The organism is Gottfriedia acidiceleris, assembly GCF_002128425.1.
GTDB lineage: Bacteria > Bacillota > Bacilli > Bacillales > Bacillaceae_G > Gottfriedia > Gottfriedia acidiceleris.
This window is the reverse complement of record NZ_NESS01000006.1, coordinates 208780-226708: the sequence shown is the minus strand read 5'-3', so window position 1 is coordinate 226708 and position 17929 is coordinate 208780. Positions and strand designations below refer to the sequence as shown.

Genomic DNA, 17929 nt, shown 5'->3' with positions numbered 1-17929 from the left:
TCAATATTCTTTATTTTGAATACGCTTTCATTATACATTCAAAAATATCTAACTATAGATAGTCTATATTGACATGATGGGTGGAATATATTGATAGCTTCCACCCATGTCACCTTATTTAATTGAACCGCTTGTAATACCTTTAATAATATGTTTCTGTGCTGCAAAGTAGAAAATTAATAATGGAGTAATCCCTAAAACAAGTCCAGATAATGCTAAGTTCCACTGTTTTGTATATGCTCCAAAGAAGTAGAATGTAGCAAGAGGAATCGTTCTTAACTCCATATCTCTTAAGACAAGTGATGGTAATAAGAAGTCATTCCAAATCCATAATGTATTAAGGATGACAATTGTAACCGTAATTGGTTTTAATAGTGGGAAAACTACTTTCCAAAAAACCATCGTCGGTGAACATCCATCAATAATTGCTGCTTCTTCTAACTCAATTGGTATTGTTTTAATAAAACCATGATATAAGAAGATCGATAACGCTGAACCGAAACCTAAATACATTACTACTAATCCCCAATGGCTATTCATTAAATGAAGAGTACTTCCAACTTTCACTAATGGAATCATAATTGATTGGAATGGGATAACCATTGTCGCTACAAAGATAAAGAAAATGATATTTGAAATTTTACTTTTTGAACGAACTAATTTATAAGCTGCCATCGAACAGAAAAAGACGATGACAACATTACTAACGATTGTCACGATTAACGAATTCATTAGTGCTTTCCAGAAATTCATAATTTGAATGGCTTGTTGATAGTTTGTAAAATCTAAGCTTTTTGGAAGCGAAGATGTATTTTGTAAAATATCAGCAAATGATTTAAACGAATTTCCTAATACATAATAAAAAGGAACTAAGAAGATGAGAGCAACTATAATTGCCGCTATTTCTAATATAAAAGTAAGGCCAGTATATCGTTCTTTTAGCATTATGCCTCAACCTCCCTCTTCTTCGTAATGTATACTTGAATAACTGAAATTAACGCAACGACTACGAAGAATACAATCGCTTTTGCTTCACCTAATCCATAACGATTATTAACAAAAGCTTCAGTATAAATATTTAAAGCCAACATCTCAGTAGACTTAAATGGTCCACCATTTGTTAATGAAAGGTTTGTATCAAACACTTTAAATGACCATGAAATTGTTAAGAATAAACAAACTGTTACAGCTGGTGCTACCATTGGAATAATAATTTTACGTAACACCTGGAATTTATTGGCACCATCAATTTGTGCTGCTTCAATTAATTCCTGTGGTACACCTTGCAGCGCCGCTACATAAATAACCATTATATATCCCGCACCTTGCCAAACTGCTACGATGACAATTGCCCAAAACGCACCTTTTTCTTCTCCTAAAAGTGCTCTTTGTAAAAAGTCTGAATGTAATAATTGTCCAATTGAAATTAAACCTTTATTGAAAATGAACTGCCAAATGAAACCTAATAATAACCCACCGATTAAATTCGGAAGGAAAAAGACTGTTCTTAAAATGTTTCTACTCTTTAAGCTTTGCGTTACGATTAACGCTAAACCAAAACCAATCACATTGGTTAAGATCACAGCGAATAATGTATATTTACCCGTTAAAATAAACGAGTGAATAAAATCTGTATCTTTTGTAAAAATGTATTTATAATTTTCAAGTCCGACCCACTTAGCAGAATCAGCTACACCATCCCACTCAGTAAATGAATAGAAAAAGCCGATTAAAAATGGCGTTAACACGATCGCTGCAAAAACAATAGTTGCTGGTCCTACAAACGTAAGATAATTTAAAAAATCTCTTAATTTTTTAGATGACTTCTTTGTCTTGGCATCTGTTAAATTTGTATCAATCACTTTTTTCGTTTCAATCATCTGTAACACCTCCACTATCATCATAAAATACCACTCAAGTTGTGAAAACGTATTCATTTGAACAGTAGGGTGGAATATATTGACCAGATGTACTTTATGTTTAAATAATTTCTACTTAGTCTTTGACCTGTTTATTTCTGAAAAAAAATTTTGCTTGAGAGTATATTCATAAAAGTTTCATAATCTACTTACTACTTCTAAATAAACAATTTAATAATAATGATAAAATGTTTATAGACCTATAAAATAGGGGGAATATTGAATGAATAAATTACATAAGAAGTTTTTATTTATATTCGTTTTTTTGATCGTTATTATATTTTTCATTGCTCACAAACCATCTAAATTACATAAGGGTTTCCCAATTCCGTTAACTGCAATTCAGTCCAAAATTGACTACAAACATCAATATGTTGTCTACAAATGGAAAATGACATCTGATATTCATGGTCTTCCAAATTCTTATAAATTAATTTTAAAATTACGGGGATGGAATGAAGTAAAAGAAGATGCCCTTGGTACACGAGAGGTTTTCACAAAGAACGGTGAAATAGTACATATTATTTCTATAAAGGATAAGATTGAAATACATTTTTTTAAAAATAAAAAGTATAATTAAAGGGTGTTCATTATAGAAACACCCTTTTTATCACTAATAATTTGAAAATTTCAATACCGACCAACTTCGATTTGATGTTCCTGCTTCTCGAATATCAAAATCTATATCATCTCTGGTATGTTGAGTTACCTTTACTGTAGAAGAAGTTTTAGATGTAACAAATACACTATGCCATCTTTCACCTGTATTAGCATATTTATATTGAATAACGTCCCCCACTGCTGCGTATGTTATCGTATCTTTAAGTGTATATAGGGTCTTATCAGTCACCTTTGGTCCCCAATAGTCATAAAAATCAATTACTCTAACCCAAGATGTAGAGTTCCTGATAGTTTTTATTGGGTAACCTCCTGGATTAGATACTTGATCACTATACCAATACTTTGTAGTTCCATATGTCCCGCTCGGGGGATTACTTGGTCTAGTCTTTGATATTCCACCTGCAAATAAAATTTGAGATACGAAATTTGTACAGTCATATGTATAGTTTCCATACTCAGAATTACGACCTTTCCCCCATGATCTAGCGTAACTAACTGCCTTAGAAATATTCCAAGAAGCTGCTGCTTTTAAGGATTCTTTAATATTATTTTTAGCAACTTCTTCTTTATTTTTATTATTTTCTATTATTTCGGAAATTGATAAATTTGATAGTCTCCCCATATCAAAAACGGGGTGAATTTCTAAATATTCATGTTTACTGAATTCATTTATATACATTGCTGCATATGCAAGTATCTCTTTGTATTCTGTATGGTTTCTTAAATTTTGATCACTCTCAAACATTAATTGATTAAATAAGTAATTAGATAAGTCTTTTGAACCTATTTCATAATTTAAATCATTTTCAATTAAATAATTAAACAAAATTTTTTCGATATCCCCTAAAGTTATTTCAGTGCAAAACATATGTATCTCCTCCAATTATTAAATTTGTGAAAATTTTCACAAATTTATATTAGCATATTTCTATCTAGAATTGTTTTCTTATTAGTGAACTATTAGTGAACTAATAAGAAATTAGATAAAACCACAAAAAACCGCCTATACCAAGGCGGTCTTACTCTTATCACTTTACTCTACTACTTAGGATTCGCTCCAAATCGATTATCTCCCTCTTCACTATCCAGACAGAAGAAAATAATAAGAATAATCGTACCAATAAACGGAATGATTCCAATTAACAGCCACCAAGCACTTTTACCTGAATCATGTAATCTGCGTGCGCCTACTGCTAAATTTGGCAGAATAGTCAAAAGACCATAAATCCCTGTTAATATTTTATCGATATCAGCAAGGCTTTGTAAAAATGAAAGTATAATAGTGATAATGGCATTAAACAAAAAAAACATCCAATACTCTGTTCTTCTAGCTCTTCCGTTGAATACTGCGTAATTCTTTAATACTTTTAAATACCATTCCACGATGGATCCCTCCTAAGAAGTAAATACGGTACATTTAAGTCTATTCTTAATACCCTTGTAACATTATTAATTTTTAATAATAGGACAATATACTTTGAATTAACACAAAAAACCGCCTAAAATTAGGCGGGTATTAAGATTGAATATCTCGGTGTTGGGCCAATGCAATCATCATTTAATGAAAAGTTTATTGAGGAAATACAAAATGATTAATGTATAATAACTTATTATTAATTAAAACATTTTTGGGAGATTTATTTTGAAACCTATGTTCATAAAAATACTGTTAATTTTTTCACTCTTGTTTATTTTTAGGTTTACATTTTTTCCAGTTGCTTCCTTAGGAATAGGTGTTTCTGAGGGTGGATTAAATTTAATCCCATTCATCAACATATTTAATGTGTTTGATATTAAACAATTTATAATTAATATTTTTGGAAATATCATTCTATTTGTGCCATTTGGGTTTATTTTGACATCCATTAAGAGATCAAAAAAAGTTATCCTAATTGGCTTATTTTTATCGGCAAGTATAGAAGTTGTCCAATTTATGATGTCTTTTAGAACCTCAGATATAGATGATGTTATTTTAAATACTATAGGGACATACATTGGGTATAAAATTTCAATGATCATTTTATTTAAGAAATAATATGGTACATTTAAGTCTTTTCCTACTATCCAATGAACATTATTAATTTTAATCTTATCTTGGAACTGGTCCAAAACGATTCTCGTGATTTTCACTTTTAAAACAAGCGAGTATTAATAAAATAATTGATCCTATAAACGGAATTAAACTAATTAAATACCACCAACCACTTTTACCAATGTCATGTAATCTGCGAACACCGACTGCAATTAATGGCAGCAAGGTAAGCAAACCATAAATTCCTGAAATCATGTTATCTGTATTTGCAAAGTTATCTAATAAACTAAGTAAAAAAGTAATAATTGCATTAATCAAGAAGAACATCCAGTATTCAGTTCGACTCGCTCTACCATGAAATCCTACATAATTCTTTAATACTTTTAAATACCATTTCACAACTGATCTCTCCTAAGAAATTATTTTATTAAAAAAGCTAGTGTATACTTCTTTTTTAATATTCCCAAAGAAAGTCAAATCACATATTTCTTATAAAAAAAATGAAAGTTAATCAGTGGACAAATTAAAAAGGAAGTCCAAATTCGGACTCCCTCATCAAATAATTTATTTATTAACATGTGTTAACGTAGCACCATACGGAGTTACATCAAAGAAATCACCATAACCAACAACTTTACCACTACCGTTCGCAATTACCGATTTTCTAGATTTCCATGTTTCTCTCCATTGTGCATTTACATCTGCAGCACGACGATTAACGATAATATTCATTTTTTTCGTTTCGATTTGTTCTTTTGTCATATTTTTTGTATCAATTTTTTTAAAGTCATCTAAAATTAAATTTTTCGTTTCATCCGATATTCCACCACTTTGAACAAATAGATCAAACATTAATGCATATCCTCTTTTTGTCCATAATCCGAATGTTTTGTAATACTTTTCTGCTTGATCGAAGTACCATTTTGAAGCATTAATTTGTTCATCGATACATTCTTTACTTGTACCTAGATTCTTAAAATAAGTCTTCCAAGGCTCTACAACTTGGTATTTATTATTAGGGTCACTTATTGAATCTCCCCATGCTACCTGCTCTTTTGTCGTTTTGTTCATAATTACATCTTTAAATGTATTATAAGCATCCTTATCTCCTTTGAAAGCTTTTAGGATGACATCATTATGATTTGCGAACATATTTTTCATTATTGGTTGTAAAGTTTCTGTTCCAAAATTTTCTTGAAGCGCACCAAAAGATAAACCGGCTCCGTCAAAATTACCACTTGTTGCTCCAAATGCATCAGCTCCAGATGATGAAGTTTCATACCATGAAGTGATTTCTAGTGCCATCTTTTTAACTGATTCACTTGCTGGAAGCTTCACTGGACTAATCGTTTGTATTGCTGGCTTCTTTGTAGCAACAGTAGCAGCATTCGCTGGTCCGACTACTGTTCCTAAAGAAAAGACAATCGCAGTTGATAAAATAACATTTTTAATCGATTTTTTCATAAATATTTTACTCTCCCTTACTATTAATCTATTTATCTAGGTTAACTCAGGAATTTCATTTATTTTCATAACGATATTTACTATATCACGATAATTAATGTTGTTCATCACATAAAATCTTCCAATAAATAATCACAATAAAAATACACGTTAAATAACTGCATAAAAAAAGACAAACCTCATTCGAAATTATTTCGAAATAAGGTTTGTCCATAAGTTATTTCTGTTCTACTGTTTCTTTAACTTATCCCAAGTGTCCTGAAGTGATTGAAGTAATTGCTGTGGATTTTTTTGTCCTCCAACATAAGCTTGCATTGAGGCACCGAATTCGTTTGTTGCACCATTTGGATACTTAAACCAGTTCCATGAAAGCACCTTGCCTTCAGCTGAGTATTTTTGAATATCATCAGCAATTGGTCCTAAGCCTTTTCCTTCAATTGTTTTAACTGCTGGGATGAATTTAAACTTCTCAACAATATACTTTTTACCTGTATCAGAAGAAACCATCCAATTTAAGAACTTCTTCGCTTCTTCTTTGTTTTTTGAATTTTTGTTAACTACCCAGTTATTCGGTACACCGACAGGGATTTTGTCCATTGCATCTTTGTCATCGTTAATCGGAATTGGTAATAGACCAAGTTTCATGTTTGGTGTAATTCCATCAATCATACCTTGTGTCCAGTTTCCTTGTTGCATCATAGCTGTTTTTCCAGAAGCAAAGTTTGTAACTTGTGTATTGTAATCTGTTGTTAATGGATTTTTATTTCCATATTTAATCGTTAAATCAAATAATTTTATAAACTGCTTAAATTTATCATTATCAGGGATTTTTACTTTACCATCATTTAAATCAGCGATAAATTTGTCTGGGTCTGGTTGTTGTGCAAATGGAATATTTAATAAATGAATTCCTAAAATCCACCATTCACCATATCCAACTGAAAACGGCGTAATGCCAGCGTCTTTTAATTTTTTTGCTGCTGCCTCTAATTCAGTTAATGTTTTTGGCAATTGAGTAATGCCTGCTTTATCAAATAAATCTTTATTGTAAATGAATCCATAGCCTTCAGTATTCATAGGCATTCCTAGTAATTTTCCATCAACTGTCATCGGTTTTTCAGTTTCCGGATATAAATCCTTCACCCAATCTTGATCTGAAAGGTCCTCAAGTTTGTCCTTCCAAGTAACAGCCTCTTGGTATCCACCATTATTGAAAATATCCGGTTCATTTCCTGATGCAAATTGAGCTTTCAAAGCTGCCCCATAATCTGCTCCTCCACCTACTGTTTGAACCTTTACCGTTACATTTTTATTTTCCTTTTCATATTCCTTCGCTAAAGCCTCAAGATCTTTTGCAATTTCAGCTTTAAACTGAAAAATATTTAATGTAATTTTTTCACCAGCACCAGGCTTTTTCGTTTCTTCTTTTTTATTACATCCAGTAAATAACAACATACTAGTCGATAAAACTGCAACCGACTTAAATAATTTATTCTTCATATAATCCTCCTTAACTTACTTTATTGAGCCGCTAGTAATACCACGAATAATTTGCTTTTGCGCAGCGAAGAAAAAGATCAATAATGGCGTAATGCCTAGAACTAATCCGGCAAGTGCTAAATTCCATTGTTTCGTATACGCACCAAAAAAATAAAAAGTAGCCAGTGGGATTGTGCGTAGCTCTTCATCACGCAAAACTAGAGACGGTAATAAGAAATCATTCCATATCCATAAAGTATTTAAAATCACAATTGTTACGGTGATCGGTTTTAATAAAGGAAATACCACTTTCCAAAAAACCATAAACGGTGAACATCCATCAATAATCGCTGCTTCTTCAAGCTCAATTGGAATACCCTTTATAAAACCGTGATAGAGAAAAATTGAAAGTGCTGAACCAAACGCTAAATACATCACAACAAGTCCATAATGACTATTCATTAAATGAAGCGTACTTCCAACTTTAACAAGTGGAATCATAATTGATTGAAAAGGAATGACCATTGTTGCAACAAAAATAAAGAAAATAATCGTTGAAATTTTATGCTTTGTGCGTACCAGTTTATAAGCTGCCATTGAGCAAAATAGTACGATTAATGCATTACTCGCAACTGTTACAATTAGTGAATTCAAAAGAGCTCTCCAGAAATCCATAATGACAATTGCTTGTGAGTAGTTTGTAAAATCGAAAGTTTTAGGTAGCGATGATGTATTTTGCAAAATATCTGCAAAGGATTTAAACGAGTTTCCTAATACATAGTAAAAAGGGATTAGGAAAAATATTGCTAAAACGATCCCAAATAGCTCAAGCAAAAACGTTAGTCCGTTATAACGCTCATGTTCCACTATGCTTCAACCTCCCTTTTCTTCGTTAAATACACTTGGAGAATTGATATAGCTGCGACAACAACGAAGAAAACAATTGCTTTTGCTTCCCCTAATCCATATCGATTGTTTACAAATGCTTCTGTATAAATATTTAACGCAAGCATTTCTGTCGATTTAAATGGTCCACCACCAGTCAGTGATAAATTTTGATCAAATACTTTAAAGGACCATGAGATTGTTAAGAATAAACAAACAGTTACAGCTGGTGCTACCATTGGAATGATGATTTTCCTTAAAGTTGTAAAACGATCGGCGCCGTCCACTTGAGCTGCTTCAATCAATTCCTGAGGTACTCCTTGGAGTGCTGCTACATAAATAATCATGATGTATCCAGCACCTTGCCAGATCGCTACAATAATAATTGCCCAAAACGCTCCATTTGCAGTACCTAACAATGACTGCATGAAAGAATCAATACCTAGCGCAGCTCCTAATGAAGTGAGCCCTTTATTAAAAATAAATTGCCAAATAAACCCGAGTAATAAACCACCTATTAAATTAGGTAAAAAGAAAATCGTCCTAAGAATATTTCTTGATTTAAGCCCTTTCGTAACTAATAGCGCTAAGCCAAAACCAATCAAATTCGTTAAGATCACAGCGAAAAACGTATACTTTGTGGTAATAATAAAAGACTGTCTGAAGTCTGCATCTTGCGTAAATATGTACTTATAATTATCAAAACCGACATAATGGATATTTCCGACTACTCCATTCCAGTTTGTAAAGGAATAATACAGACCCATTAAAAATGGAATAAGTACTAAAGCTGCAAATACTAGAAAAGCCGGACCAACAAATACGATGAAACTTCCACTATTTCTACGTTTTTTTCGATAGGAGACCTTAAAGTCAGTAGCATCATCTACAACTGTTTCAACTTCTTTATTCATTGCTTTATCAAACTTTGACAACTATGTACCTCCCTTCATAACGATCTACAAAAAAAAGCAACTCGACCTTATTATTAATAAGTAGAGTTGCTTTTATTCGGGATGCATTCTATTCTAAGTCAAGACGCACTCTTCATATGAGTGCTACGTTGATCCTTTTGATAATTCACAATAATAATACCTGACGTAACCATCATTAAACCAATAAATACAAGATAAGATAACACTTCATTCAGCATGATTGATGATAAAATGACACCAAAAACAGGAACTAAGAATAAGTACATTGATACTTTTCCAACTTGGTTATATTTCATGACATTGTTCCAAAGTATGAAACCTACGCTTGAAAGGACCGATAAATATACTAGCATGCCAAAAGTTTTTAAATCAAAGTGGAATGGTAAAAATCCTGCCGTTAAACCACCAATTAATAACAATCCAATTGAACCAATCATCATTTGATATGCCGTTAAATAGGCAACATCCACTTTCTTTGCCGCTTCCTTAGCAAGTACATTACCATAGCCACCAAACGCCATTGCAAATAATAATAAAATCTCGCCAATTCCTAAATGTAAAGAAAGAGTCCCCTTTGTAATATTCACGATAATTACACCCGCAAAGCCTACTGTTACACCAAGAATCTTGCGCAAGTTTAAACGATCATTTTTATACATAAAATGCGCTGCTAAAAGTTGAAAAAACGAAGTAGTTCCAGCAATAATCGAACCTTGTACTCCCGTTGAAAAACTCAATCCAATATAAAACAAGACATATTGTAAAAACGTTTGAAACAAACCTACTTTTCCGACTACAAAAAAAGTATCTCGCTTAAAAGTTAACTTTCTACCAATTATCGTAAAGAATATTAAAATTAACAATGAGGCCAAAAAGAAACGATAACCCGCAAAAATCATTTGTTTCCATATTTCATTCTTCTCAATATGCAAGTGCTCATAACTTAGCTTAATAAACGGAAATGCGCTTCCCCATAAAAAAGTTGTAATAACCGCTGATGCAATCACTCCCAAAGGATGTGTAAAAAATCTCTTTGCAGACATTGTTTCCCTCCATATGTCTTTTTCTCTGTATAGAATACAGTTTATTCTATCATCTATGGGGCATTCCTATCTATTGGTTTGATTTTGCGACAGCCCCGATGTTAAAGACAATTGTTGGAAATCTTTATAAAAGTAATTTATGAGGATAAAACTCTGTAAAAATTGTTTATGATTTTATTCGCTTATACCCTAAGAAATGCTTTTTCCAATATGAGTCATTAATATTAGAAATCGATACACCATTCCTACTACCTGCTTGAATAAATTCATTTTTATTTAACATGATTCCTATGTGTGATGGACCATATGTATATGTGTTTTGAAAAAATATCAAATCACCTGGTTTTGAATTTGTCACTTTTTGGAATGAAGTATTATTGTACCAATAACCTGATACATTTGTTCTTCCATACGGCATACCATTTTCCTTAAGGACATAATAAATAAAACCACTGCAATCAAATCCCGTAGGAGACACTCCTGCCCACTTGTAAGGAACTCCTAAAAATTGTTTTGCAAAAGAAATCATATTTTGCTCATTACTAGTCGTAACAGTTGAATGTTCACTTTCTTTTTCAGTATATGCTGCACTAATATAACCAATTTTTCCTTTATAGTTTATTTTGTGCCAACCATTTGAAGTTGAAATAACTTCTACCTTCTGCTTCTTAGTCGCACTACCTATTATATTGTAATTCGTTCCACCACCTGAACGAATATTTAATCTGTTCACTGTTACACTATATTTAACCGTATTGATAACTGGTTTTTTATCTTCATTATTCTTTTGTTTCTGAACATATGTGCCACTTATGTAACCAATTCTTCCTTGATAAATAATCTTATACCAACCATTTGAGAAAGATCTGACATCTAATTTAGCATTCTTATTTACGCTACCTAAAATACTATAATTCGTTCCTGCCCCTGAACGAATACGTACTCCGTTTCCTGTTGAGATATAATGATCAACATATGAGATTAAAACTTTAGGTTGATTTGTGTTGGTACTTTCTGCATCCGCTTCTACTAGATCCATAGAATTAATACATGAAACAGATCCTATGATTGCAATTGATTGTATAATTTTTTTTTTCAAAATCTCCACCTGCTTTTTACTTATCTTTATTGATATACTTTTATATGGATTAAATTGTACTTACTGTATAAATATCGGTTGGATGCTTAAAATTCTTTAATATTTTTCCTATTTTATTTTAACAGATGTCTCTATTCATAAAATTTCAACGTTGAAATGGTTTATTTTTATTTAGACATTAAACGTTTTTGATTTTAGATAAGATAATGGGATTTATAAAAACAACAAAAAGAGCCCTAATTTTTTGGTTCGGGCTCTTTTACTAGTTTTACATAATATTTTTACGGAGCGTCAACTAACGTCCAATCTATTTTTCCGTTATAATTACCCGCATGCACAGATGGATTAATTTTTAATAACAGTCCTTGGTTTGTTTCCCAATTTACCGAAATGTTTTGTTGACTTTTTGTTTCCATTTCAAAGACGCTTATCGGTACTCCTAGCTTCATCGTTGTCTCTACTCCTTTGTCATCAATAAAAATTAATGCGTCTTTCAAGAGTTGCCCCTCATCATTTAAAAATTCTTCTGCTAAGGTTGCGGTCATTCGCCATTGGTAACCAGGACCACGAGTATCTTTTATATTTATTATCCAATCATTATTTCGTGATGAAATAGTTGTTTTATCAGATATCTTAACGGTTTCAAAACTAACATTATTTGATACTGTTTCAAACCTCAGGTCGCCTATAACATTTAAAGATAACTTCATACTATTTGATTGACGATTTGAATCATCTATACTATAGACAGCAATCTCATGTGTACCTAAGGATAGTTGTTCACTTGGAATTGTATATTGAAATTCAACAGATTCTCCTTTACTAGATGCATTTTGTACATTAGAAGCAAATTTCACAGGAGCCTCATTATCTATTACATAGAATAAATCTATTTGTTCACTGTCTTTATCACTCCAGCTTCCTTTTAAAGTGAAATTATCACCAAAATCTAATGGAACTTGATGATTCGCTTCATTTAAGGAAATAGTTGGAGGACTTTCTACAAATATTTTTAACTCTTCTTGCGTAGAAATAACACCTTCCTCATCTTTAGAATAAACTTGGAACGTATTTTCACCTAATTTTAATTTATCTGATGTTACTAAATAACTCCAATCTTGAGAAATTGGAGAGCCGCCATTGTCTACACTCTCAATTTTCAAGAGGTTTCCATCTATCATATAATAAAGAGAATTTGTATTATTATCTTCGTCAGCCCATGTTCCTTTTACATCATAATCTGCTCCTACCAGTAAATGAACTGGTACTGTATCATTGATTTTCACTATAGGAGCTTGATTTTTTTTTATAATATATTGGCTTAATCCAGTATGCGCAATATAATTATCTCCTTCAAAATAGGACTCTTCTGAAACTAGCGTATCCTTTGTGACACTATTAACTTTTACTTTAAATTTTAAAGTTACACTGTTTTTAGTCGTATTTAAATTTGGTAAATTAACTTCTAATGATTTACTACTCCAGATTTCATCGTTTAGTGTAATGTCATTGCTTCCATCACTAATTTCTAAAGTATTAGGAATATAGGTAACATAGTTATTCAACAAGGTTTTCAATATAATATTTTGCCAATCCTGTTTACCAGAAAGGTATTTTGCATTGATTGTATAAGTTAATTCTTCTCCTTGCAAAACTAAGGAATTATCTTCTACTACTGATCCATCGGATTTTGTAATTATTTCACTTACTTCTGCATTGACAAGTCCAGGTACACTTTCAAAGGTAACTCGGTTCAATTCATATCTACTACCTGTAGAACCGGTAAACCCCCAATATACACTTGTTGATCCGAATACATCTTGTACATTTATTGGTACTACCACAGGAGCTAGTCCCTCCAATTGATAAGTAAGGTTAGAAGTAGATGCATTCCAGTTAATAGTGAATTTTCTCCATTTATCGTTTGATAAGCCTCCCGGAACAAATTGGACGCCAACATTTCCATCTACATTATTATGCTTCATCGTCCTTCTAAAATCTAATAATATATTGTAATCTATATAGGTTTCACTTTTACCTGGGTAACTCCAAGCAACGTGATTACCTGCCGTAACATTTGTATCAAAATAACCATCTGCGCTACTATTATTTACAAATGTATCAAACTCTATGGCAAAACTTTTTTGTATTCCATTAGTCTTCGAGGCCCCGTTTGTTTGTCCAGCATAAACTCCAAGACCAGAGCCAGTATTAGGAGAAAGGGCATTCGTACCATTTGGATCGTTATGCATTACAAACGCCATACCATCTCCAGCATTGGATCCTTGATTTCCAAAATACATATACATAGTGGAACTAAAATTTTTTGTTAAATCCATTTTATTGTTTACAGTTGACCAAATTCCCCCTCTTTGATAAGTGGTATTTGGTGTAATTTGAACAATATTCTCTCCAATAACAGAACTATTCGAACCTGAAGGAGTCGTAAATATACTATTTAAATTAATTTTTGAAGGAGGGTTATTTTCATTTGCCGCCTCTACTTGTATAGGTTTCATCCAAATAAAGCTTGGTATATTTACACTAAAAGTAACTAAACATAATAAACTAATAACGTAAGACTTTTTAACGAACTTTTTCATGATTGTTCGTCTTCTTTTTTCTTTTTTCTAAACCAAAATATAAGAGTGATTACAGTTAGCAACATTAGTGCAATTACTATATAATTAATAGAATTATTTTTTTCTAACTCAACTGCATGCTTGTTTAATTCAGCCTCTTTATCCTTGATTTCAAACATTTTATCAAATTTCCATACATGATTTTTATCATTCGCAGTAATATATAAATGATATTTACCAGGCTTTAATTCTTGTTGATCCCAACTAATAGGAAAGTCGAAATTTGAATTTGGAGCCATTGATAAATTTTCTTTTTTACTTTTGTGTAGACTCTTTTTTTCTCCCTCTTTTGAAACGACTGCTTCTATATTAAGGTTATTAATAATCGTAGCTTCAGTATTTTGTATATTCGCTGTCACTACAGTTCGATAATTTAGTAAACCTGCTTTTACTTTATTTAATTTTAAATCAGGCTGTACACTTGCTTCTGTTTCAGAAAGCTTTACTCCTATGACATATGAAAATTCATTTTTTAATTGGACATTACTTTGTTTCATTGTTTCTTCTTCGTTATTTATCTTACTTATATAAAAACCACCTAATATTATTCCATCAAATGACTCTTTTGGCATTTGTATTTTAAAATATACTTTCTTTGTTTCTTTACCTTTTAATTCAACTTTTTGTTTACTGGAAATAATATCTGAAAATGCGTACTTTAGAGACGAGTCTTTTTTATAATTGTGTCGATTATAATCGATTACTCCGTTTTGATTAGTAATAGCTGTATTTGGCTCTATCATTAATTCAATTGGATTGTTTCCTTGATTTTGTACTGTTAATGAAATTATTTGGCTCTTTGCTGGGCCAAGTTTTAAGTCAAAATAAGAAACTTTATGATTAATTTGGTTTTCAGGAATATCGGCTTTAACCGAATAATTCATGGAACTAGCATAGACCGCATTTTGATTAAAAAAACAACCTATTCCAATAAATACAGCCATTAAAATAACGAACCACTTCTTCATTCAATCCTTACCTCCTGTATACTCAAAGATGTTGTTATTAACAAAATTAAACTTGGACAATCAATACATTATCCAAGTTTAATTTTCACTAACAAATGGTAAATATCACCATTATTTACTCATCGTTTTTTATTGTGGAGCATCTAATAACGTCCAATTCAAAGTTGAAACATAATCACCCTCGAAGTTTCCGGAAGGTATACTTAATTTAATTTGAGTTGGATCTAATTTATCTACCCAAGTACCCATACCTTGGTTTGCTTGAGCTGACATTAATATATCAGATGAAGATTGTTCGGTATTCAGTGTGATAGCACGCATTGTAGGTGCTTCACTTATATTACCAGCCGTGCTCAATGTCTCACCAGCAGGGAAACTTAATGTCGCACCGACTAATTTTTTTGAACTATCATTTTGTTCTACAAATGGTGAAGCCGTAACTTGCAATGTCCATCCAGCACCTGTTGCACGAACATCTGTAACCTGAACGTTAGGATTTTTAGAAGTTGCATTTACAATGATTGTACTACCTTGCACTTGATGTGAACCAAATTCTAAAGGCGTTACATAGTCAATTGTTAATGCCCCAGTATTTCCTGTTTCTCCGTTTGGTTCACTAGGTAATACCGGATCAACCGGTCCAGTTGTTCCATCCCCTGGTACAATATTTACGTGTCCATAAGTCGTTGCTCCTTTTCCGTCTGGACTTGATAAAATATCTGTTGGATTTATTGCAGCGAATGCGTTGTTTGTTGCAAATAAAACTACTGTAGCAGTTGTTGCTACACCTCCTGCAACTATCTTTTTGAAGTTGAAAATTTTCTTTTCTCCCATGTATTCTCTCTCCTCATTCATTTCATATTTTCTTAAACGGCATATTCAAACATTACTTGTTTGGTAAACGCTATGATTACATATTACATAAAAAAGTAATAACTAAAATTTCTTAAACGAATTACTTTATCTCACAAAAGAAATCGAAAATATGTATGATTCGCAGTGAAAAAAGTGATTAAGGATCTAATACTTTAGTAAAAGAGGATTTGTTCGTCCCAAAAATGCATTTTAATATTTTACTTTAGAATCTTTACGGGAACGTCGTAATGGTACATTTAAAATACTAAATGTACTGATGAGGTGTTGAAGTTGAAAAACAGTCATTCATTATTAAAAATGTTACACAATCATTGTAAAAATACTTATCACTCTCTTAGAGATAAAAAAATTAGAATATTGTCTTCCTCGAATCAAGGGAAGGCAATATTCTAATTTTTATCATTTAATCATTCATTTCGACGTTATGGTTAAAATCAGTAAACGGATAAATTATTGAAGAATCTATACCGTATAGTTCGGCAAATTTTTCAACAATAAATTCACGTATTTTATTTATTTCGGAAAGTAATGGTATAGCTGAAATAATTATACTTGGAACGTGATTAAAATCACTAACCTTTGAATCCGTAGTAATTATCAAGTCATATTCGTCATACTTTTGTCTATAATCATTCGTAAATGCATCCGTTTTAGTAATATTTAAAGCATGACAAAAGTGATATTTTAGAACTGATTCTACATAGTTTTTTTCTATATTTGTCCTACTAATTAAAGCAGTTTTTATCGAAAACCGATTTTTTTTCCTCAATAAAGAAGTTTGAACGAGAAGAAAGAAATCTAAAATATCATGTTCATTTGGATTTAAATCATTTTCAATACAAATTTTAGTTACAATCTCCTCGACAGTTTTATAAAACGGATTCGATTCAAAGTAACGAACATATTGTAGTAAAAATCCACTTCCCATACCAATGCCAAATTCAGTCTCTATTAACATTCTTTTTATTTTCTGAAACCAATAATAAACGATTAGTTCATCCTCTGAAAGATTAAATCCTATATGTTCTTCGAGAATGTTAAATGTTTCAACGACAGGCAATCCTCTTTTAGTTCTTAAAATACTTCTAGCGTATTTAATATATTCCGAGCGATTTGGTGGTTTTTCTTCACTCATTAAGTAAATTACAAATGAGTATATTTCTTGTAATTGAAGCTCTCTATTTGGACACTTAACCATAAATTGAACTAATTCTTTAGCAAAATCCATAAACCTTGATTCAATATTATTTATTGTAATAGTTAATGGAAATTTTACAAAATATCCCATTGAAACTCGTAAATTAGATATAAATAAATACAATGTAAGTCGATCTAGCGCACCAGTCTTAAAAGTAACAGAATATTTACTACCTAACTCTAATAGTTTTGATTGAAAGTTTTTAATATCAATCATATTATCCAATCCAGGATCAAAATCCATAAATTGTAGAAAACCTAAGATAAAATGGCGTGTTACCTTTTCATCTCCTTCTAACTTAAAAGGACTTACAGATAAGGAAATACCTGATTCTCTAATCAATTCTTTTATTTTTTCAAGATGTCTATATGCTGTTGATCGACTTATATGGACATTTTCAGTTATTTGAGAAATATCTACTCCATTATTTAAAATAATTAATTTCAAAATTTGCAGGTATTCGTTTTGATCTCTTATTTGTCCAAGTAAATTTTCTAAAGTTCCATTTTCTGGCTTTTTCAAAAAAATTCCTCGGGCATCGTCCTTCTCAAATTGCCATCCAACTGGAAGGACGGTCTCTAAAAAATCCAAATCTCTCCATATTGTACTTTTAGAGTAACCCGTTTTTAATGATAAATCAGCTAGATTGTGCCAATTATCTCCATTAAAGAAATGAATAATTAAGTCTGCGTAACGCCCCATGAACCTGTGCAATAATATTCCCCCAGCTGTTTATATTTCGTTACAAATTGATTTAATGATAGATTC

At 31.5% G+C, this 17929-nt stretch carries 17 protein-coding genes; 1 reads left to right on the top strand and 16 read right to left on the bottom strand.

Going from position 1 to position 17929, the window contains the following annotated elements:
- Window positions 1-114 precede the first annotated feature (114 nt).
- Together B6K90_RS13510 and B6K90_RS13505 are read right to left on the bottom strand one after the other, a co-directional pair.
- Complete coding sequence (locus B6K90_RS13510) at window positions 115-945, bottom strand: carbohydrate ABC transporter permease (protein ID WP_088013296.1); 831 nt, start codon at window positions 943-945, stop codon at window positions 115-117.
- Window positions 945-1880, bottom strand: coding sequence for a carbohydrate ABC transporter permease (locus tag B6K90_RS13505; RefSeq protein ID WP_235821801.1), 936 nt, complete (start codon window positions 1878-1880; stop codon window positions 945-947). Before B6K90_RS13505 ends, B6K90_RS13510 begins: the two co-directional genes overlap by 1 nt.
- Window positions 1881-2142: 262 nt before the next feature.
- Here B6K90_RS13505 and B6K90_RS13500 point away from each other — a divergent pair, with 262 nt between their 5' ends.
- The gene (locus tag B6K90_RS13500; RefSeq protein ID WP_088013294.1) at window positions 2143-2499 is read left to right on the top strand and encodes a hypothetical protein; all 357 of its coding nucleotides are present in this window, start codon (window positions 2143-2145) and stop codon (window positions 2497-2499) included.
- 33 nt (window positions 2500-2532) lie between these two features.
- Here the strand turns inward: B6K90_RS13500 and B6K90_RS13495 are convergent, their stop codons facing one another.
- From B6K90_RS13495 to B6K90_RS13430, 14 genes are all read right to left on the bottom strand, one after another.
- Window positions 2533-3408, bottom strand: a complete 876-nt coding sequence (locus B6K90_RS13495; RefSeq protein ID WP_088013293.1) for an amidase domain-containing protein — start codon at window positions 3406-3408, stop codon at window positions 2533-2535.
- A gap of 173 nt (window positions 3409-3581) precedes the next feature.
- Complete coding sequence (locus tag B6K90_RS13490; protein ID WP_088013292.1) at window positions 3582-3923, bottom strand: DUF805 domain-containing protein; 342 nt, start codon at window positions 3921-3923, stop codon at window positions 3582-3584.
- Window positions 3924-4157: 234 nt separating this feature from the next.
- Window positions 4158-4649, bottom strand: a complete 492-nt coding sequence (locus tag B6K90_RS24645) for a hypothetical protein (RefSeq protein ID WP_235821800.1) — start codon at window positions 4647-4649, stop codon at window positions 4158-4160.
- Window positions 4630-4971, bottom strand: coding sequence for a DUF805 domain-containing protein (locus tag B6K90_RS13480; RefSeq protein WP_088013290.1), 342 nt, complete (start codon window positions 4969-4971; stop codon window positions 4630-4632). The genes B6K90_RS24645 and B6K90_RS13480 overlap by 20 nt, the downstream gene beginning before the upstream one ends.
- A gap of 165 nt (window positions 4972-5136) precedes the next feature.
- The gene (locus tag B6K90_RS13475) at window positions 5137-6036 is read right to left on the bottom strand and encodes a hypothetical protein (RefSeq protein ID WP_088013289.1); all 900 of its coding nucleotides are present in this window, start codon (window positions 6034-6036) and stop codon (window positions 5137-5139) included.
- A 228-nt stretch (window positions 6037-6264) separates the two neighbouring features.
- Complete coding sequence (locus tag B6K90_RS13470; RefSeq protein WP_088013288.1) at window positions 6265-7536, bottom strand: ABC transporter substrate-binding protein; 1272 nt, start codon at window positions 7534-7536, stop codon at window positions 6265-6267.
- Window positions 7537-7551: 15 nt separating this feature from the next.
- Complete coding sequence (locus B6K90_RS13465) at window positions 7552-8382, bottom strand: carbohydrate ABC transporter permease (RefSeq protein WP_088013287.1); 831 nt, start codon at window positions 8380-8382, stop codon at window positions 7552-7554.
- Entirely contained in the window at window positions 8382-9314 is a 933-nt protein-coding gene (locus B6K90_RS13460) for a carbohydrate ABC transporter permease (protein ID WP_088013397.1), read from the bottom strand. Before B6K90_RS13460 ends, B6K90_RS13465 begins: the two co-directional genes overlap by 1 nt.
- Before the next feature lie 119 nt (window positions 9315-9433).
- Complete coding sequence (locus tag B6K90_RS13455) at window positions 9434-10378, bottom strand: DMT family transporter (protein WP_088013286.1); 945 nt, start codon at window positions 10376-10378, stop codon at window positions 9434-9436.
- 166 nt (window positions 10379-10544) lie between these two features.
- Window positions 10545-11477 (bottom strand): C40 family peptidase, encoded by a 933-nt coding sequence (locus B6K90_RS13450; protein WP_088013285.1) that lies wholly within the window; start codon window positions 11475-11477, stop codon window positions 10545-10547.
- A gap of 281 nt (window positions 11478-11758) precedes the next feature.
- Window positions 11759-14080 (bottom strand): L-type lectin-domain containing protein, encoded by a 2322-nt coding sequence (locus B6K90_RS13445; RefSeq protein WP_088013284.1) that lies wholly within the window; start codon window positions 14078-14080, stop codon window positions 11759-11761.
- A complete protein-coding gene (locus B6K90_RS13440; protein WP_088013283.1) occupies window positions 14077-15087 on the bottom strand; it encodes a DUF916 and DUF3324 domain-containing protein in 1011 nt (336 codons plus the stop codon). The genes B6K90_RS13445 and B6K90_RS13440 overlap by 4 nt, the downstream gene beginning before the upstream one ends.
- Before the next feature lie 129 nt (window positions 15088-15216).
- Window positions 15217-15921, bottom strand: coding sequence for a WxL domain-containing protein (locus tag B6K90_RS13435; RefSeq protein ID WP_088013282.1), 705 nt, complete (start codon window positions 15919-15921; stop codon window positions 15217-15219).
- Window positions 15922-16366: 445 nt separating this feature from the next.
- Window positions 16367-17875, bottom strand: coding sequence for a helix-turn-helix domain-containing protein (locus tag B6K90_RS13430; protein ID WP_139840731.1), 1509 nt, complete (start codon window positions 17873-17875; stop codon window positions 16367-16369).
- Window positions 17876-17929: the final 54 nt, after the last annotated feature.